This window comes from Varibaculum vaginae (assembly GCF_900604285.1).
GTDB classification, from domain to species: Bacteria; Actinomycetota; Actinomycetes; order Actinomycetales; family Actinomycetaceae; genus Varibaculum; species Varibaculum vaginae.
In genome coordinates this window covers 1,093,615-1,113,089 of sequence record NZ_UWNY01000001.1, presented here as the reverse complement: position 1 = coordinate 1,113,089, position 19,475 = coordinate 1,093,615, and the positions used below count along the sequence as shown (strand labels likewise).

General features: G+C 52.2%; 14 protein-coding genes and 1 tRNA gene. 7 read left to right on the top strand and 8 right to left on the bottom strand.

Annotated elements, in window-relative coordinates:
• Nucleotides 1–19: 19 nt before the first annotated feature.
• The 3 genes from malQ to EFB02_RS04745 all read right to left on the bottom strand — a co-directional run bounded on the left by malQ (nt 20) and on the right by EFB02_RS04745 (nt 4,679).
• Nucleotides 20–2,197 carry a 4-alpha-glucanotransferase gene (malQ, locus tag EFB02_RS04755; protein ID WP_122820412.1) on the bottom strand — a complete coding sequence of 726 codons (2,178 nt, stop codon included), beginning with the start codon at nt 2,195–2,197 and terminating at the stop codon, nt 20–22.
• A gap of 47 nt (nt 2,198–2,244) precedes the next feature.
• Entirely contained in the window at nt 2,245–3,927 is a 1,683-nt protein-coding gene (ettA, locus tag EFB02_RS04750) for an energy-dependent translational throttle protein EttA (protein WP_122820665.1), read from the bottom strand.
• Between the two features lie 80 nt (nt 3,928–4,007).
• Nucleotides 4,008–4,679 (bottom strand): single-stranded DNA-binding protein, encoded by a 672-nt coding sequence (locus EFB02_RS04745; protein WP_122820411.1) that lies wholly within the window; start codon nt 4,677–4,679, stop codon nt 4,008–4,010.
• Nucleotides 4,680–4,835: 156 nt separating this feature from the next.
• Between EFB02_RS04745 and EFB02_RS04740 the strand changes: the two genes are divergently transcribed.
• A tRNA-Arg gene (locus EFB02_RS04740) sits at nt 4,836–4,911 on the top strand.
• Between the two features lie 105 nt (nt 4,912–5,016).
• On the opposite strand, the gene orn is transcribed toward EFB02_RS04740, so the two are convergent.
• Nucleotides 5,017–5,643 (bottom strand): oligoribonuclease, encoded by a 627-nt coding sequence (gene orn / locus EFB02_RS04735; RefSeq protein ID WP_122820410.1) that lies wholly within the window; start codon nt 5,641–5,643, stop codon nt 5,017–5,019.
• A 105-nt stretch (nt 5,644–5,748) separates the two neighbouring features.
• On the opposite strand from orn, the gene ilvA reads away from it, so the two are divergent.
• Nucleotides 5,749–6,996: a threonine ammonia-lyase IlvA gene (ilvA, locus tag EFB02_RS04730; protein WP_122820409.1), complete on the top strand. Its 1,248-nt coding sequence runs from the start codon at nt 5,749–5,751 to the stop codon at nt 6,994–6,996.
• A 135-nt stretch (nt 6,997–7,131) separates the two neighbouring features.
• Here ilvA and EFB02_RS04725 read toward each other — a convergent pair whose 3' ends face one another.
• Nucleotides 7,132–10,242 (bottom strand): UPF0182 family membrane protein, encoded by a 3,111-nt coding sequence (locus EFB02_RS04725; protein WP_234992735.1) that lies wholly within the window; start codon nt 10,240–10,242, stop codon nt 7,132–7,134.
• A gap of 119 nt (nt 10,243–10,361) precedes the next feature.
• Between EFB02_RS04725 and EFB02_RS04720 the strand changes: the two genes are divergently transcribed.
• Nucleotides 10,362–10,979: a PPA1309 family protein gene (locus EFB02_RS04720; RefSeq protein ID WP_122820408.1), complete on the top strand. Its 618-nt coding sequence runs from the start codon at nt 10,362–10,364 to the stop codon at nt 10,977–10,979.
• On the opposite strand, the gene EFB02_RS04715 is transcribed toward EFB02_RS04720, so the two are convergent.
• The gene (locus tag EFB02_RS04715) at nt 10,939–12,030 is read right to left on the bottom strand and encodes a YlbL family protein (protein WP_122820407.1); all 1,092 of its coding nucleotides are present in this window, start codon (nt 12,028–12,030) and stop codon (nt 10,939–10,941) included. The genes EFB02_RS04720 and EFB02_RS04715 overlap by 41 nt on opposite strands.
• Nucleotides 12,031–12,147: 117 nt before the next feature.
• Here EFB02_RS04715 and EFB02_RS04710 point away from each other — a divergent pair, with 117 nt between their 5' ends.
• Both EFB02_RS04710 and EFB02_RS04705 read left to right on the top strand, forming a co-directional pair.
• Complete coding sequence (locus tag EFB02_RS04710; protein WP_122820406.1) at nt 12,148–13,740, top strand: zinc-dependent metalloprotease; 1,593 nt, start codon at nt 12,148–12,150, stop codon at nt 13,738–13,740.
• 110 nt (nt 13,741–13,850) lie between these two features.
• The gene (locus EFB02_RS04705; protein WP_122820405.1) at nt 13,851–14,792 is read left to right on the top strand and encodes a hypothetical protein; all 942 of its coding nucleotides are present in this window, start codon (nt 13,851–13,853) and stop codon (nt 14,790–14,792) included.
• Here EFB02_RS04705 and EFB02_RS04700 read toward each other — a convergent pair.
• The gene (locus EFB02_RS04700; RefSeq protein ID WP_122820404.1) at nt 14,789–16,834 is read right to left on the bottom strand and encodes an ATP-dependent DNA helicase UvrD2; all 2,046 of its coding nucleotides are present in this window, start codon (nt 16,832–16,834) and stop codon (nt 14,789–14,791) included. The genes EFB02_RS04705 and EFB02_RS04700 overlap by 4 nt on opposite strands.
• Before the next feature lie 10 nt (nt 16,835–16,844).
• Entirely contained in the window at nt 16,845–17,900 is a 1,056-nt protein-coding gene (nudC, locus tag EFB02_RS04695; protein ID WP_122820403.1) for an NAD(+) diphosphatase, read from the bottom strand.
• 164 nt (nt 17,901–18,064) lie between these two features.
• Here nudC and rph point away from each other — a divergent pair, with 164 nt between their 5' ends.
• Together rph and rdgB are read left to right on the top strand one after the other, a co-directional pair.
• Entirely contained in the window at nt 18,065–18,799 is a 735-nt protein-coding gene (rph, locus tag EFB02_RS04690) for a ribonuclease PH (protein WP_327395219.1), read from the top strand.
• The gene (gene rdgB / locus EFB02_RS04685; RefSeq protein WP_122820401.1) at nt 18,796–19,455 is read left to right on the top strand and encodes an RdgB/HAM1 family non-canonical purine NTP pyrophosphatase; all 660 of its coding nucleotides are present in this window, start codon (nt 18,796–18,798) and stop codon (nt 19,453–19,455) included. The genes rph and rdgB overlap by 4 nt, the downstream gene beginning before the upstream one ends.
• The last annotated feature ends 20 nt before the right edge of the window (nt 19,456–19,475 follow it).

The following is a 19,475-nucleotide window of genomic DNA, read 5'->3' as shown; positions in this document are numbered from 1 at the left end:
AGCACATAGCCGGAATACCCTAGGCGGGGTGAACTGCTTCCTCTAGCATCTCCAAAAGCTGATTAGCGAACTGGTCAGCGGTAACATCCTCTAAGAAGCGGGTGTTTCCCTCTTGATCACGCAAAGGAACACACCAATTCGGGTATTCAAACTCGGTACCCGGCTGATTTTCGGTGAGCTGTTCTTGTACCGCATCTGCCAGGGTCAACACCACCAGCTGGGCCGGGGTAGCAGCTACATAACGATACAGAGCGCGGATAATCTCGCCCATATCGCGTTCATCCTCAGCTAGACCCGCATGTTCAATCAGCGCGCGACGCACTGCCCCAAAAACCCGTTCCTGATTACCCTCCGCTTCCTCAGGAGTAGAATCCAAAAGATCCAACGATTCGCGTATCCGCAGGTCCTCGCCGGTAAGATAGCCAGCCACTGGCGGCATATCATGGGTATTAACCGCTGCCAGTTGTTCGCTTCGATAATCTGCGGGCGGCACTAAATGGTCAGGCGCATCGAATTCAAAGAACAGCACCCCGGTACCCAGAATCCCCCGATAACGTAGGTAGTCGCGCACCCAAGGCTCCACGGTACCTAAATCTTCGCCCACTACCACCAGGTTGTTCCGGTATGCCTCTAGCAGCAGCACCCCCACCATCGCTTGGTGGTTGTAGCGCACATAGGTGCCATCTTTCGGCAGCATTCCTTCGGGAATCCACCACAGACGCAACAGCCCCATAATATGGTCGATGCGCAGCGCGCCCCCCATTTTAGCGGCCGCTGCTACCGTACGCCGCAGGGGCTCATAGGCCTGCTGTTCCAGGCGATCCGGACGCCAGGGTGGCTGCGTCCAATTCTGCCCCAACTGGTTATACATATCTGCAGGGGCACCCACCGAAATCCCGTGTGCATAAACTTCCGGGTTGCTCCAGTGGTCAGCTCCCAATTGGTGTACCCCCACCGCCAAGTCGTGCATGACCCCAATCTTCATGCCCGCATCCAGGGCTACCTGTTGTGCCTGCCGCAGCTGCCGGTAGCAGAGCCATTGCAACCATTTAAAGAAATCGCGCCGCTGCCGCAGTTTGCCGCCGGATTTTTCAAACTGAGGGCTATCTGGGGTTTGCCATTTTTCAGGCAGCTCTAAACCGTATTTTTCGGTTAAAGCGCACCAGGTGGCAAACTGTTCCAAAGCCGATCCCTGTTCTTCCAGAAACTGCTGGTAGTCGGCTTCACGTTCCTGCGAGCGGGGAACCTGATAAATGATTTCTAAAGCGCGCAGTTTATGCTTCCACACGGGGTCGCGTTTAATTAAATCACCACTAAAAAATTGGGCACCAGCCCCGGAAACTCCCGGATGATCAGCCGAAACTGCTTCCCTGAGCGATGACTGCGCTTTACCCCGTAGTTCCGCAATTTTTCTACGTTTCCTATCTGAAAGTCTCTTGTACTCTAAAATCGCTTCGGGACGAATATAGATCGGATTCCAAAAACGACGCGAACAGGGTAAGTAAGGAGAGTTTTCCAAGGGGAAAGATACCTGCGACGCATGCACCGGGTTGATCAGTAAAAAATCTGCCCCCTTGGAGGCCGTCCACTTACAGATAGTAGCCAAATCTGCCGCATCCCCAATCCCCCAGGACTCCCGCGAAGGGTTCGCATAGAACTGGCTCATTGCCCCCCAGGCACGCCCATCACGCAAATTAGGCATCCCCAACCGAGCCGGAGTAACCGCTACCGGGCAGGTATAGGGGCGTTCATCCCCCTCGACCTGGGCAGTCAATCGGTGCCAGCCCAAAGGTTGCCCCGGGGGAATATTGAAAGTTGCCTCCCCGGTTAGTACCCCGTTAATTTCGCGGGGAGCCACCAACACATCTAGTTGGGGCAAATCCCAGGAGCCGCCCTCCTCAAAATGCATAGTCACGCTTACGGATTTACCGTGCGGTACGTGTACCCGCACCCAATAATTATCATCATTGCGGGTAACGACACATTCGGGCAGCACCCGCCGCCAGGGACGCTCCTCAACCATTTTTAGCGAGGCTGCTACCTGCGCTGGCGTATCGGCGTCGATATCCATAGCTCTGAGGACTGCACGCAAAGTTTCATCGGAAACTATACGGTGCACCCCGGAATAATCCCAGTAGTCAATGGCAACCCCATAGGCGCTTGCCAGTTCTTGCAACTGATCTTGGCTCTCGCTCATTTGCTACCCCTGTTCTTGTAGGCCTTTTATCGACGGTTTTGCATCCGCTAAGAGCGGCGTAAACGGCGGTGAGTTACCCGGTGCGGACGCGCAGCCTCCGCACCCAAGCGATCAACTTTATTCTTTTCGTAGGATTCGAAGTTACCCTCGAACCAATACCAGTTCGCCGGATTTTCTTCAGTTCCCTCCCAGGCCAGAATATGGGTGGCAACCCGGTCAAGGAACCAGCGATCGTGGGTAATTACCACGGCGCAACCTGGGAATTCTAGGAGCGCATTTTCCAGGCTGGCCAAGGTTTCTACGTCGAGGTCGTTCGTGGGCTCGTCCAGCAGTAATAAGTTTCCGCCCTGCTTTAAGGTCAGCGCCAGGTTCAAACGGTTGCGCTCCCCACCAGAGAGCACTCCGGCCGGTTTTTGCTGATCCGGACCTTTAAAACCAAAGGAAGCCACATAGGCACGCGAAGGAATCGTTACTCCCCCCACGTCCAAGAAGTCCAGACCGTCGGATACCACTTCCCAAAGGGTCTTATGGGGATCAATGCCAGCCCGGTTTTGATCTACATAGCTGACTTTTACGGTCTCCCCAATATCGAGAGTGCCCGAATCTAGTTCCTCTAGCCCCACGATCGTCTTGAACAAAGTGGTTTTCCCGACCCCGTTGGGGCCAATAATCCCCACGATTCCGTTCGGAGGTAGATTGAAGGAAAGATCCTTGATCAGTTCACGATCACCAAACCCTTTACAAAGGTTCTCGGCACGCAACACCACAGTTCCCAGACGGGGCCCGGGCGGAATCTGGATTTCTTCAAAGTCCAATTTCTTGGCGCGTTTTGCCTCTGCCTGCATTTCTTCGTAGCGCTGCAAACGAGCCTTAGATTTAGCTTGCCGTCCCTTTGCTGACGAACGCACCCATTGCAGTTCTTCTTTCAAGCGCTTGGCTAGTTTTGCGTCCTTGCGTCCCTGGATTTCCAGGCGTTCCCGTTTCTTTTCCAGATACGTTGAATAGTTGCCCTCGTAAGGGTACAAACGCCCACGATCGACTTCCGCAATCCATTCCGCCACATGATCCAAGAAATAACGGTCGTGGGTAATGGCGATAACCGCTCCCTTATAGGTATGTAGATGCTTTTCCAACCAGAGGATAGATTCCGCATCCAAATGGTTAGTAGGCTCATCCAGTAGCAACAGGTCAGGGGCTTTTAGCAGCAGCTGGCAGAGGGCGACGCGACGACGCTCCCCACCAGAAAGCACCGACACCGGAGTTTCCGGGGGCGGGCAGCGCAAGGCGTCCATCGCCTGTTCTAGTTGCGAATCAACGTCCCAGCCATCGGCAGCGTCAATCTCTGCCTGCAGAGTCCCCATTTCCTCCATTAGAGCATCAAAGTCCGCATCCGGATCCGCCATTTGCGCGGAGATCTCGTTGAAGCGGTCAAGTTTTGCCTTTAACGGACCGACCCCTTGCTCTACGTTCTCCTTGACCGTGAGGTTATCGTCTAATTCCGGCTCTTGCATCAAGATTCCTACGGTATAGCCGGGCGAAAGCCGCGCCTCCCCGTTGGAGGGCTCATCAAGACCGGCCATAATTTTGAGGATCGAGGACTTACCGGCACCATTAGGGCCGACCATGCCGATTTTGGCTCCCGGGAGAAAAGCCATAGTTACATCATCCAAAATGACCTTGTCACCTAGAGACTTGCGGGTGTGGATCATTTGGTAAATGAATTCTGCCACTGCTGCCACTTTCTGCCAGACGGTATTGTTCTAATACCCAGAATAGTGGAGTTAAAAACGCAAAGCGAACCCCCGCGCGACTAGAGGGCTTCTCCGCTAAAAGTGGTCTCTAAAATATATTCCCCTTCCGGGTCGAGGATAGGCTCTGTAGCATTTTCTTCCGAGGAGGTAGATACGTTATTCCCCAGGACGCTTTTTGCCTCGGCAGGAATGATTTCGCCGGTGGAAGGATCAGTTACCACTTTACCCTCTACCCCCACCGGTGAGGCCTGCGCAGACTCTGTTGTCGGAGAGGTCTCAAACTCACCTTCGGGATCAGTTAGTGAAGTGGTACTTTCATTTCCCGGGGAAGTGTAATTTCCCCTTTTAGGCAGCGCACCTACCATCCGCACAAAGTTAGACTCCCCCATAGTCAGGTCATGCCCCAGAGAAGAGGTCGTTAGCTCTAACCCATAGTGAGTAACCTGCTCTTTATCCTGCCATTTAGAGCGGATCAAACGTCCACAAGCGATAATCGGATCCCCCACCCGAATCGAGCGGGACACATAGTGCGCACCCCACCCCCAAACTTTTACCCGAACCGCGAGCGACTCACCTTTTTGCCAATTACCCTGATTATCGCGGGAAAAAGGGGTATGCATAACCCGGAAGGTACTGAGCGCCTTTTCGGGTTTAGTCGGGTCGGGACGGTGAAAAGTAGGGGCAGTTGCTACCCAGCCGGTAAAGGTAACCTCGATATTTGCTTTGCTCATGATTCCTCCTAGTGTTGCTTACCTCACCATGTTGCAAAGCAATAGCAGGATTTTCTAAAAATAAATCCATGCCACCAGGGAAAAGGAGGATTATCTGCCCCTGGGGACAAGGAATTAGCACCCGGGGGATTTCTCGATAAACTTGAGGGACAACCAGCCCCCGTAGCTCAAAGGATAGAGCAAGGGCCTTCTAATCCCGAGGTTGCAGGTTCGATTCCTGTCGGGGGCGCCAAGATACAGGTAAACATGGTTTACCTGCAAAATTTGTGGCAGTTAAATCCTGGATTTTTAAAGCTTACAAGTGTCCAGTATTTAAGATACTTAGCCCCGAATTCGGCTAGGCACCCAGTCCTTGCGCCAGAATCTCTTTTGCGGCTGCCTCACATTCCTCGCTAGAAGGTCCTTCCCCGGCCGGCCAGAGCACCTTGCGGTAATAACGCAACTCTTGGATGGATTCGCGAATATCGGCGAGGGCGCGGTGTCCCCCATGCTTTTCGGGCGCATGGTAGAAGGCGCGTGGATACCAACGTTTTGCCAGTTCTTTCACAGAAGAAACATCCACTATACGGTAATGTAAATGTGAGATTACCTGTGGCATTTCCTTTTCCAGGAACTGCTTATCAGTACCTACCGAGTTACCGGCTAAAAGCGCCTGTCCCTGCCCTGGCACAAACCGTTTGATATATTCCAAAACCTGTTTTTCGGCCTCTGCCAAATCGAGTGCCTCCGGAGATTCCAGTTCTTTCAGCAAACCGGACTTGGTGTGCATCTGCCGCACAAAATCCCCCATGTGTTCTAGGGCGCCCGCTTTAGGTTTAATCAGCAGATCGATCCCCTCGTCTACGATATTGGTTTGCCCATCGGTGATAATCACTGACACCTCTACCAGGCAATCCTGCTCTAAATCCAGGCCAGTCATTTCGCAATCGATCCACACTAACGGATCTTTCAGGTTATTCGTCATACCTTTAGCCTAATCCATCAAGCTTTAGATACCAGATACCGAAAGGGCGACGCACCCGTCAGAAAAATCCCGATAGGTTATTAACTATCGATTTTAGGAGGAGCAATGACCACAGTTACCGCAAAAGATATAGAGGTAGCTGCCGGGGTACTAGCCAAGGTAGCTACGAAAACTCCGCTACAAAAAAGTGAGCGTTTAAGCCAGGAAGTTGGACGTCCGGTTTATTTAAAACGTGAAGATCTACAGATTTGCCGCTCCTTTAAAGTACGGGGCGCCTATGTGCGCATGGCAGCTATGGATGAGGACGAGCGCGCGGCCGGGGTGGTATGTGCTTCGGCGGGTAACCACGCCCAGGGAGTCGCCTATGCCTGTGCACACCTAGGAATAAAGGGCACGATTTTCTTACCAGCCTCCACTCCGCGGCAAAAACGCAAACGCATCGCCACTATCGGCGGTGAATGGGTAGAGCCGGTGATCGTAGCTGGGGACTTTGATGAAGCCAATCGGGTGGCCGGGGAGGCGGCTAAAGATGGGGGAAAAGTCTATGTACACCCCTATGATGACCCCTACACAATTGCTGGTCAAGGCAGTATCGCAGTGGATTTAGATTCCCAGCTGCCAGAAGATACCGATATGATTTTGATTCCGGTGGGTGGCGGCGGATTGATCGCTGGCATGGCCACTTGGCTCAAAGCTCATCGCCCCGGAATCCGGATCGTGGGGGTGGAATCTGCCGGCGCAGCCTCAATGAAAGCAGCATTGGAGGCCGGGAATCCGGTTTCCCTGGATCGGGTAGATTCCTTCGTAGATGGTACTGCTGTCGGCAGAGCTGGGGATTTGACCTATCAGATTGTGCGGGACCTGGTCGATGACATTGTGGTAGTTCCCGAGGGCGCGGTTTGTACCGAGATGCTCGACCTCTACCATTCCGAGGGAGTAATTGCCGAGCCTGCCGGAGCCTTAGCTTCGGCGGCGGCACGTAACTTCTTGCCGCAAATCCCCAATGGCTCCGTGGTCTGCCTGGTTTCGGGTGGAAATAATGATCTGTCGCGCTACGCGGAAGTAACCGAGCGATCCGGACGTTACGAAGGTTTGCGTCACTATTTTTTGGTGACTTTCAACCAGGAGCCAGGGGCTTTGCGTTCATTCCTAAATGATGTGCTTAGCGAAGGTGAAGACATTATTTACTTCCAGTACACCAAGAAGAATAACCGGGACACCGGACCGGCTTTGGTGGGGATTGAACTCCCAGATCCCACCGACATTAAGGGGCTGCGGCGTCGGATGGCGGCCTCTCCCCTGCAGGTGCAAGAGATAGATCCTTCCTCGCAGATATTCAAGATTTTGGTGTAGTTACAGCCAGCTTGCGATAGATAACCGCTAGCGAGGAGTAGCTCCGCAGCTACCGAAACCCAATACTTAGAGGCTAGGCTGCCAGTTTTACCTGGCGTCCTAGCCCCTAAGCTATGGCGTTTACACTGCTAACGGTTACTTCGCCGTCTTGGCGCCCTCATCTTGGGCGGAAACCGCCCGAGAAATCGCGTCATCTAGGGACTTTTGAGCTTCACCGTACTTCGTCCAGTCCCCTGCCTTCATCGCGGCATTCGCATCCGCCATTGCTTTCTTAGCATCCTGCAGTGCAGAGTTTAGTTTCTCTTGCGCATTAGGAGCCTTTTCTGCTCCCTTGGCATGCTTATCGTTACTCTCTGAGGCATTCTTATTGCCATCATTGGAGGCAGTAACCGCCCCGGAATCTCCCCCAAAGACCTGATCCAAGGCTTCTTTAAGGGTAGGTGCGAACCCGACCTTGTCACCAAAGCCAACCAATACGCTTCTCAACTGCGGATACTGGGTGGTACCGGTAGATTGTACATAAACCGGTTGTACGTAGAGTAGCCCGCCCCCTACTGGCAAAGTCAGCAGGTTACCGCGAATAACTCGGGATCCTTGCTGGTCTTGCAAGTTTAGCTCCCGGTTGACCTCCGGATCCGAGTTGAAGGTGTTTTGCACCTGCCCAGGACCGGGAACAGTGGTGTCCGAAGGCAAGGCTAAAAGCCTCATCTTGCCGTAGCCTTTCCGGACTTTACCTTTCTCATTGCCAGTTTCGGAATCCACCGCCAGGAAGCCGGCCATAGCTGCGCGCCGGCCCTCGCCACCAGGAATAAACACCGAAGTCAAGGAGAACTCGGCACTCCCCTGATCGGTGTTCTTACCGGTAGGCATCTTCATCGTCAGGTAATAGGGAGGCTGCAGCTTACCTGAGCCCTCCAAATCACGCGAGGTAGCTGTGGGATCTTCAGAAAGTTTCCACTGGTCACCGCCAGTATAGAACTCGGAAGGGTTGGTGACGTGATAGTTAGCTAGCAACGAGCGCTGGGCTTTGAAGTAGTCCTCGGGGTAGCGCAAGTGACTCATCAGATCCCCGCTAATCTCTGAAAGTGGTTTGATCTGACCGGGGTAAATTTTTTGCCAGGCTTGTAAAATCGGGTCCTGTTTGTCCCACTGATACAGCTGAACCGAACCGTCATATGCATCCACCACGGCTTTAACCGAGTTGCGCATATAGTTAACATTATTTTGCACCGCGAACTGGGCGGTTTTAGCGGTTGCGGTATCTGCGGTGGCATCCGTGAGGTTAATGTGCTGGGAATAGGGATAGGAATCGGTAGTGGTATAGGCATCCACGATCCACACCAGCCGTTTCTTGGCGCCCTTCTTGCCATCCATGTCCACAATCGCAGGATAAACCCGCGAATCCAGGGTTAGATAGGGAGCTACTTTGGCTACCCGCAGCGCTGGATCACGGTCATAGAGAATCTGGGAGTTAGCGTTGATCTGGTCAGAGAAGAACAGGTCAGTAGAGCGGAATTTCAAGGCATAGAGCACCTTGTTCAAGAAGTTTCCAACTTGGGGACCACCATTACCATCGAAAGTGGTATAAACCTGCTGGTTATTCTTAGCATCCTGGTAATCCAGTTCTTTAGGATCCGAGCCCTTGGGGGCACCCACAATGGAATACAGTGGGGAGGCCTGCGAGAAGTAGATCCGTTTCTCGTAATCGCCAATTTCTCCATATTCCTTAGCTGACAGGGAAGATTCCCAATAGGAAGGCAAACCCTCGGAAGTTACCTGATTACCGTAGGCAGCCACTACCCCGAAACCGTGAGTGTAAACCGTATGGTCATTTACCCAGTTACGTTGGGAATTAGCCAAACCGTTCAAGTTAATATCGCGCACCGCAATCACGGTGTCCCGCTTTTCCATCTTCCCGTCTTTATCTGGAAAGTTATAGCGGTCAACCGCGAACTGATCTGGGAATGAATAGTAAGGACGTGACTGTTTCATCTGCCGCACCGCGGGAGATATTACCTCGGGATCTAATAAACGAATCTGTTGGGTGGAATCTGCATCCTGACGCAGCTGATTAGCACTGGCTTCATTAGTAACCTGATCATAGGAAATCAGATCCAAATCCTTCATTCCGAACGCATCCAAAGTAGCCTTAATGTTCCGGTCAATATATTGGCTTTCTAATTCTCGCTCATTAGGACGTACCCGGAACTGTTGAATAATAAACGGGTAGCCCGCCCCAATCACCAGGGCAGAAACCACGGTTACCGCAATGCCCGCTGCCGGCAAATACCAGCCACCTCTAAAGGATGCAAATACGAATAGTGCTGCCACTATCAGAGCAATAACCGCCAAAATCGTGCGAGCCGGAATAATCGCGTGCACATCGGTATACATGGCTCCATCAGTAGGCGAATTTTGCCCATAAACCATGGTCCAGCGGTCAACGAAATAGGTAACCCCTACCATCACCGAAGAAATCGCCAACAAGATACCCATATGAATACGCGCGGGCTTAGTAGCTTTCGCTTTGGGAGTTACTGTCATCGAACCCAGTAGGTAGTATGCAATCAAGCAGGCCACCAAAGAAATTCCCAACAAAGTAAGCAGGAAAGTTACCGCCATATCGATTAGCGGCAGACGGAACACAAAGAAAGAAACATCGAAACCAAACTGAGGGTCTTTTTTCCCGAAGGAGCCTCCGGTAATCGCTACCAGCACCTGACGCCAACTAGCCGCCATTCCCGTTGCCAGGAATAAAGCGATTAAGGCAGGAATCCCCCAAAGGATTCCCCGACGACGCCGGGTAAGAGTGGTGCGATACGACCGAATAGAGGCTGTGATAGTACCCATCTCCGGCCGATTACGGTACGCAATCTGCAAGTTTAACGCCACAATCACCCAGGCGAGAAGGAAAGATGCAACAAACATGCCCCCCGCCGCAATCCACTGAGTAAGCAGTACCCGCAAATAGCCGGTCTGGCGATACCAGAGAATCTCCGTCCATACTCGTGAAGCCACCAGTAATAAAATCACTAGCGCCACGATTACGCCAATAGCGATAGCCAGCGGCCCCGGTTTCTTCAACTTAATTTGCGGCAAGGGCACACGCCCCTCGCCCTCGCTTCCGGTAGAGCCGCCACGGCTATTTCCGCCGCCCCTACCGGCTCCGAATCCGCCAGGAAAGCCGCGGAAGCCACCGCCTTTACCGCCGCCAAAGCCAAGATTTCCAAATAGATCGTTACTCACGAGCCCCTCCGGGTTTTTCTCTATATCTGCCTCTAGGCATTCTTTCACGTTTAGGGTTTTTACTCACCCCCAAAGAGTTAAACTAGCCGCTACTCTGCAGAAGATGGCAACATAACACCATGAGTACTTCACCGGATTTATCTGCCGCACAGCTATCGCTGCGACTAGCGGTTTCCTCTTTAGAAAAAGACGTAGCTCAACTGGGATGGGATAAGACCCCTAGCCTTTTCGCCTTGGTTTACACCCAGTCGATTTTCCCGCAGCTAGAAGCGGAAATGGAACCGACCCAAGCTAAGCAACTGCAGGCAGCATTATCCGAAAACCCACTCCACCTCACTGCAGTCCTCCAAGATCACCTGCCCCCAAGCGATTTAATGGACACTTTAGGACATTTAGTTTTTGGCGAGGATGTGGCGGGAGTCGCGGTCTCTATGGAACGTTTCCTGGTTTCTCCACAAGCTGACTCTGAAGCCCCTACAGACCCCAGCGAGCGTGAAAAGTTTTTGCTTTCTCATCCCTCCCGCCAGGATGTACGAATCGTGGCCGGGGCTACCCGCGATGGCAACACCTGGTGCGCGAGCCGTGCCCGTGCCGAAGATAGCGATGAGATGGTGGCGCAAGGGGAAAAGATTGTCCCCGAGCTTTTAGAGGTACTAAAAGCCATGCTGGTCAGTGACGCGGAATTAGCGGAACTGGCTAGCGAGCCGGACAACACGGAAGCTTCTCCAGCTGATTAGCGGCGATTTGCGCACTTACCTGGCGCGCCTGATGCAGATTTTCCACCGGAACCGCTCGGATTCCCGACATGGGTTGCACCTCATAACAATTCGCTTTAGGCAATAAAAACCAGTGTGCGCCATCCTTCTTGGCACCCGCCATTTTTTGGGGAATTCCGGAAATCTCCAGCACCTGTCCCCCGTAGGAAATAGCTCCAGTTCCCGCTATCTCTTTCCCGCCAGTCAAAGAGGACTCGCTCATGCGGTCAATAATTCCCAGGGCAAACATAGTTCCCGCCGACGGCCCTCCCACTTCCTGCAACGCGATTTTGATATCTACCGGCAGTTTCGCCTGGGGGTTCAAGAAAATTCCCAATTGGGATCCCTGACGGCCATCATTAGGTTTGCGGGTTTTCCCACTGATAGAGAGATTTTGGCCTGCCCGGCGAACGCTGAAGGTCAGCGAGCTTCCCGGCGGAGCCTGTTCTAAAACATCAAAAAGTGAGTTAGCCAGGTTTAGTTGCCGAGTTTTCCCTCGGTAAGTGACCGTCTGTAACACGTCATTTTCTTTCAATTTGCCCGAGAAATCGGAGTCCTCAGCTATCCCGGTTACTTTGAATCTTGCCGGAACCTTGTACCCCAGTTCGCTAAGTGCCGCCACTTTCGCACTAAGCTGTGAGTCCTCCATCTGCGCTTGAGAAACCTGTTCTACCTGTTTCTCAGTCGCCCCTTTCGGATAAACCGCAGATTCTGGTAAAACCTCGGTAAAAGAACGCATTTTTGCCAGCAACACTTCCACGTAGCTCACATGGGTTCCCGGGCCTCCCCGCATCGAAACCGTCACCATCCGCAGTTGACCTTTGGTGGGATAGGTTTTCGCCCCCTCGACTTTGATAATCTGCCCTTGCCCCGACTGGGAACCGAGAACATCAAAGGTTGGGCCAGGGGATTCGATTATGAAGGGGGCACGAATAGCGAAACCAAGAATCAGGAAACCAAGCAAAGATAAAGCCATCAGGGCTGTTCCGATTTTTCCCTGTAGGCGAGATTTTTTTGACTGCTTCCTGGCCACAAATTCTCCTTCTTTAGGTCTCAATTATGCTCCGCCCAAGGCGAAACTCGCACTGCCACCTAGTCCTCAGCCAGCAATACCGATACCCTTAAAGACAGTAGTCAATTTTCAGGGGGTGTGCAGCACTTGGAGGAACACCGCGGTGACGAGCAGCGACCGGAATGGTTCCAGCTGCTTAAGCAGATGCTGGGAGAAGAGGCTGCAGAGGACGCCTATCGCCAACTACAAAATCAGGGCATCGACCCCGAAAAACTTGCGGGAGGTACTATTCCATTTCCCTTCTTCACTGGTACCTCCAATCCTGTCAACCAGCTAAAGCATTTCTTTTCCCCTCGGGAAGGTGCCGTAAACTGGCAGGCAGCTATGGAAGTGGCTTATTCTCGTCTCCCCAGTAGTATCCCCACCAGCGCCGCCCAAGCCCAAAGGATTCGCGAACAACTTTCAGTGGCAGATTTATGGCTTGACACGGTTACAACTTTGAGCCCGACTGCCACCACTCGAGTTGCCTGGACCCCTAAAGAATGGATTCAGGCAACGTTACCAGCATGGCAACGCCTTACCGAGCCGGTGATTACTAACGTAGTGCGCGCATTTACCGAGGCTCTTGGGGAACAGCTCGAACGCCAGGGCATTGATCGTGAAGAGATGAAGGCTTCTGCCGCCATCCCGGGCATCGGGCAGATTATCGGCCCCATGGATCCCGATTCTTTATTAAAAAATTTGGCAGCTGGACTATTCGCGGTACAGATCGGACAGGCCATGGGACAAATAGCACAAGCGGCTTTTGGCTCAACCGATATTGGGATTCCCCTGGCGAAAGAAAAAATCATGGGGTTAGTGCCGGTAAATATCACAGCCTTTGCTAAGGATTTAGATATTTCTGCATCCGAGGTCAGTCAATATCTTGCGGTGCGGGAGGCGGCTCATGCGCGCTTATTCCACTCTGTACCTTGGCTACGCCACAAGTTGTCGCAGCTTATTGGTCGCTATGCACAAGAGATTCGTGTCGATGGGGAGGCTATTGATCGTTCGGTAAGAAATCTACAAGATCGACTCCAAGAACAATTTGGAGAGGGAGAAGGTGCGATTGGTTTCCCGCTCGGTAACTTCGACCCCTCGAACCTGGGAATCGGAATATCTGCCAATATTTTTGCCGCTGACGAAACTACTACCCAGCGTCAAGCAATGGAAGATTTACAAACCGTGTTGGCACTTATTGAAGGTTGGGTAGATGAAGTTTCCACCAGGGCATGCATGCCCAATCTGGCGCACGTTATACAGTTGCGCGAGTTGATGCGCAGGCGGCGCGCAACTACTTCCCCAATTGAAAAAGTTTTAAAACCGCTGATTGGAATGGAGCTTAGCCCCAAGTATTCTCGGCAGGCTGCAAATCTATGGTCAGCAATGCTTAGCCAGCAAGGAATGGGAAAACGAGACCTGCTCTGGTCACATCCAGATATGATTCCTACCTTGCAAGATTTAGCTAACCCGGAAAACTTTGCGACCCAAAGCGGAGAAGAACCAGTAAAAGACCAGGTAGATCAGGATTTAGATTCTTTACTTTCCGGCACTTTAGGTTGGGCAAAAGGATTAACGCCAGAAGTTGATTCTCAAGGAGATCAACTGATGGGCAATCAAGACCACGGTGAAGAAAAGAAATTTCCCCCCGAGGACTTCAACCCAGATTCATCTACCTCAGATGAACCATAATGGAAACGATTACCCAACAAAGCGGCAGGTAAACAAGTTTTTATAATAGGTTATCCACAGATCTAAAATCGCTCTAGTGATACCAGAGACACCCTGGGATGCTTATTTTTATGCGACTAATAAACGGTTCAGTAATGTTGCTGCGCTCTGGAGGAAAAGCCCAGTTTGGTACCGGCGAACGTAACGGATTCCTCGTAAAAGGATTAAGCCCAGCCCATATCGCTATCCTGAAATGGTTATTTGAGAAACAAAGTTGGTACAACTCCCACCTAGAGCGTCGTTTCCCCGGCAATAAAAAAGAGATCAACGATATCCTAAAAATGCTCTCTGATGGGGGTTTAACCGCGAAGCATCAGATAATGGATGGGGACTGCGCTTGTGCCTTCCACCTATACGGATCGGATGCGCCGATCAAAGCCCGTAAAGAAGCCCTCATCGGAGTCAACGGATTGGGTCCTTTAGGAATCACCTTATCCCGTAAACTAGTAGCCTGCGGTATAAAATCTTTGATTCTGCGAGATCGGGAGCAAGTAAAAACCCGTGACCTTTGCGTCTATAGCGATGAGCAGTTAGGAGCAGTTCGCCAGGATGTTGCCCCCTTGGTGCTAGGAGTGAATAGGCAGCTACTTAACCGGCCGGTCACCTTGGAAATCGCCATCTGTTCCTACCTTACGAACCCAACCTGGACAAAAGCCTGTATCAAGCAGGGACTTCCCCACCTTCCAATTATCAAACGGGAAACTGAAATCGAGGTAGGCCCCCTGTTCATTCCGGGACGCACCTGCTGCCTACACTGTCAACATTTAGCAAAACGCGATGCCGATCCGGAATGGCCGCAGATTGCTGCCCAACTGGCCTGCACCGATCCGGTAATGGCAGATACTTCTTTATCTGAATACGCCACTGCTTTTGCAGTTCGAGAGATATTAAGCTACCTAGCTGGTCTGCCAGTCTCCTTGGTGGGAGCCTCTTGGGTTTTCAATCCTGCCGACCCCTTACCCCAGGTGCGTCAATGGCAGCCCCATCCCCAATGTGGTTGCGTAAGCCTCTAATTTTCTAAAATCTGCAAGTTATCCGCAGCTACCTGTACCGGATCCGCCCCGTCGATGATTCTCAAAATTGCGGCTCCAAACTTTTCTAGCTTTACCGGCCCTATCCCTCTCAGTAATGAAAGCTGCTTGAGATTTTTGGGAGCTACGGTGGCAATATCGCGCAAAGTAGTATCCGAAAACACCGTATAGGCCGGTTTATCCAGCCCGTTAGCAACTTCTAGTCGCCAGTGCCGCAAATACTCAAAAAGTTCTTGTTCTTCCCGGCTGGCCTCCAGTAAGAAACGCTTAGTTTCCCCGCGCACGCTGGGGGTGCGCGCAGTTTTCGCGGCCTCAGACTTTCGGGGCCAAAATGGAGAGAAGAACCGTGAACAAGTACGGGTAGCTTTACGATCTAGGGATCGTTTCTCCCCATAACTAACCAAGAGTTCATCACGAGCTCGGGTAATTGCCACATAGGCAAGACGGCGTTCTTCTGCCAAGTCCTTAGGAGATTTAGCTTGGGCAATTGGCAGCAACCCCTCACTAACCCCCGCCAAAAAAACAGTTTTCCATTCCAAGCCTTTTGCCGAATGAATAGAAGCCAAGGTAACTCCCCCACCCGAAGGGTCTAGTTGCGCCTCGGCCAACTCTTGCCACTCGCGCACTAAAGAGATTAAGGATAATCCCGCAGCCTGTTTCAATTGTGCCTGTTCTACCAGGGTATTAAGAGACTCCCAACGTTCTAGGATCGCCCCCTGAGTAGCTGGAGGCTGTACTGACCACCCCAGAGGACGGGCTAGTTCACTAACGATTTCTCCAATATCTCCTTTGGCTCCCCGCTGAGCCAGCGCGTTTGCCTGTTTTACCAGGGCAGAAACTTCAGGAAGTTTAAAGAACCCTTCTGCTCCGCGCACGCAATATTTCACTTCCAGATGCGCCAACGCTGCCTCGAATTGGCTAGATTGCGCATTAGTGCGAAACAGTACCGCGATTTCGCTAGGGCGGGTACCAGCCGCAATTCGTTCTTTAATCATTTTTGCAATCGCACATGCTTCGGCCTCATCATCTGGGTAGCGAGCAAAATGCACCGCTTTCCCGGATTCACGCATGGAAGTGAGTCGTACTGACTGCTTCTTGGTTTCTTTATCGCGGGTAACGATGCCATTAGCTAAAGACACTATCTGTGGAGTAGAACGATAATCCCGAGAAAGGGTCACCACCTGCGCCCCGGGATACTCCTGGGCAAAGTTGCTTAAATACTGAGGGCTCGCTCCCGCAAAAGAATAAATGGTTTGTGCCGCGTCCCCGACTACGCAAAGATCCCGATTCCCCGGCCCCAGCCACAGGTCTAGCAGATGCTTTTGCAGGGGAGAAATATCTTGATACTCATCAACTACAAAGAAACGATATTGAGAGCGAATCTGTCCGGCTATATCCGGACGTTCCTCAATCATCCCGCAGGTCAAAGCGAGCACATCCTCAAAATCTATAACAGAACGTTCCCGTTTAGCCTCGGCGTATCCGCGCATAATATCTGCCATATCATAAGTTGATATTCCCGCTGGAGGTTGCTGACCGCCTCCTTTTGCCCACTTACCATAGTTGTCGGGTTCAACCATGCTCACCGCGGCCATTTCGATAGCTGCCGCATAGTCGCGTAAAGCGGCTCGATCATGAGGCAATCCCAGACGCGAAGCTACCGCCGCTATCAGGGAAGATTTTGTTTTCATGATTTTTGGTAACTCGCCCCCGATGGCAGTGGGCCAAAAATATCTCAGTTGACGTAAAGCTGCCGAGTGGAAGGTGCGTGCCTGCACTCCTTCGACTCCCAGGATGCGTAGCCTTGCCGCCATTTCCGAGGCCGCCCTGACAGTGAAAGTAACTGCCAATACCGAAGTAGGTATATAGATACCACTGCGCACCCCATAGGCAATGCGATAGGTAATTGCCCGGGTTTTGCCAGTACCTGCCCCCGCTCTGATACATACCGGTCCACGCAAAGCCTGCGCAGCACTGGCCTGATCAGGATCTAAATATTTCAGTAATTCTTCTGCCTGCTCCACATTACTTACCTTAAAGGTTACGGTCTTCGGGACGAACGATTGGCTGTCCCAGCCACCTTTCGATCAGATTGGCGGCAATAGTGGCCGGCCCGGGAGGACTAATTTCTTTTCCCACCACTAGCTGCATAAACTCGGTTCTCGTTACCCACATAGCACGGTCAATCTCGGTTTCATCCAATATAAAATAAGGGCTGTGAGAACGAGCAAAAAAACCCAGCATTAACGAACGAGGATACGGCCATGGCTGGGAGGTCAGGTAACGCACTTCCTCGACTTCCAGTCCGACTTCTTCCGCAATTTCGCGCTGTACAGCTGCCTCTAAAGACTCCCCGACTTCCAGATATCCGGCAATCAAGGAGTAAAAATTACTCTCCCAAGCAGTGTTGTGCGCCAATAACAAACGATCAGAGTCATCCCTGATAGCCACGATAACCGAGGGGTCTTGACGCGGGTAGAAGATATTCGAGCATTCTGGGCAATGCAGCTCCCAACCGCTGGCAGCGACACTGAGTGGGGTGGCACAACGGGAACAATAGCTGGTATCACCATGCCAGACCGCGAGGCAAACCGCATGGGTGGCGATAGCTGCATCCTCTCCCCCTAGAAATGCCCCTACTTGACGCAGCGGGATTAAACCCAGAGAGGTGGTGGTATGTTCGGCGATTCCCGCCAGTTCATGGTCACTAACAAATAGGGCAACCCGGCTAGTAGCGCCATCTCTGCCCAGATACCAGGCTTTACCTGCTTGATAGCGCTCGTCCCAGGACTCAATTTGTCCTAACATTTGTCGTTCCGCGCTGCCCAGGCGATAAAGACGTCCGCTACCTGCGGGGGCATCTACATGAGAACGCGAAGCAGCCATTTCGGGCCCCGCACTAACTCCCTTCGTAAGCGGCAGCAACACCCGGCGACGATCAGCGACCGCAACTACTTCCGTGGCGCCCTCGCGTAAGAGACTGGGGACGTTTACAAACTGGCGACACCCAGTATCCAGATCGAGGCGAAAACGGGAAAGCGCAGGAGTATCCATGTCCTCTAACCTATCGGCTTTAGGCCTCGGTAGCATCCATATTCATTTTTACCTAACCATCCAAATGTTATTTTCCCTGATAAACCCCTTTAACTTAGCGTATAAACAAATTAATAAAAGGAGGCGGCAAAATTTGCGGCGAAGGTTGATTTACGTGCTTAAATGTCGCCTAAGTTGAGCCTCATCATATAATCGGCATCGTGAGTAGTGAAAAATTTGTGCGCGCCGATGGACGCGCTTTTGACCAGATGCGCCCGTTAAAAATCACCCGTAACTGGGCACAGCAGGCCGAAGGCTCTGTGTTGATTGACTGCGGAAATACCCGTGTACTCTGCAATGCTTCCCTAACTCAGGGAGTGCCCCGTTGGCGGCAAGATTCCGGTCTAGGATGGGTGACTGCCGAGTATGCGATGCTCCCGCGTGCCACCGCAACCCGTTCAGGACGCGAATCTGTACGCGGAAAAATCGGAGGCCGAACGCACGAAATCTCCCGGTTAATCGGCCGCTCGCTGCGCTCGATTGTAGATATGAGCGCCTTGGGAGAAAACACCATCGTGCTGGACTGTGATGTGCTCAGTGCTGACGGCGGTACCCGCACTACCTCGATTACCGGTGCATATGTTGCCCTGGTAGATGCGATTAAAGTGGGACAAGAAAAGGGATGGATAAGCCCCGGTAAGGTGCTTGCTGATTCCCTGTGCGCGGTTTCGGTAGGTTTTATCGAGGGAAACGCGCTGTTAGATTTACCTTACGAAGAGGATTCACGTGCCGATGTAGATATGAACATCGTAGCAACCGGCTCAGGCAAGTTTGTGGAAATCCAAGGAACCGCCGAAGGACAAACTTTCGACCGCTCCCAGTTGGATGAGCTACTGAAACTAGCAGACAAAGGAATTAAAGAGATTTCAGCTCTCCAGACGGAGACACTTTCATGAAGATACCTCCTACTGTCCGGTTGATTCTTGCCACCCATAATCCCCATAAAGTGCGTGAACTATCCGATATTCTCTCCCCTCTAATCCCTGATTTTTATCCGGAAATGATCGTGGGAGCCGAAGGCCTTGGAATCGAAGAACCATGCGAGGACGGGGTGAGTTTTACTGAAAATGCCCTGATTAAGGCACGTTTAGTGGCGCAAAGAACCGGGATACCCACAGTTGCGGATGACTCGGGACTATGCGTGGACATTATGGGAGGAGCACCGGGAATTTTCTCGGCACGCTGGTGCGGACACCATGGGAATGATCACGCAAACCTGCAGTTATTGCTGAACCAGCTTCGTGACGTTCCCGAAGAGAACCGGAGAGCCAGCTTTGTGTGTGCGGCGGTGCTAGTGTCGCCAGCAGGTTTAGAGCGGCACTGCCTCGGGAAGATGAACGGGATGATACTTAAAGCTCCGCGAGGTGAAAGCGGCTTTGGTTACGACCCAATTTTCCTTGCTGAAGGGCAACAGCGCACTAACGCAGAACTGAGCCCAGAGGAAAAGAACGCTCTGTCACATCGGGGCAAAGCTTTCCGCGCCCTTGCCCCCGCGATTGCGGCCACTATCAAGCTAGGAGGACGCGTTACTCCCGCACAGGCACGCCCCTAATGACGCCTCTGATTGAATGG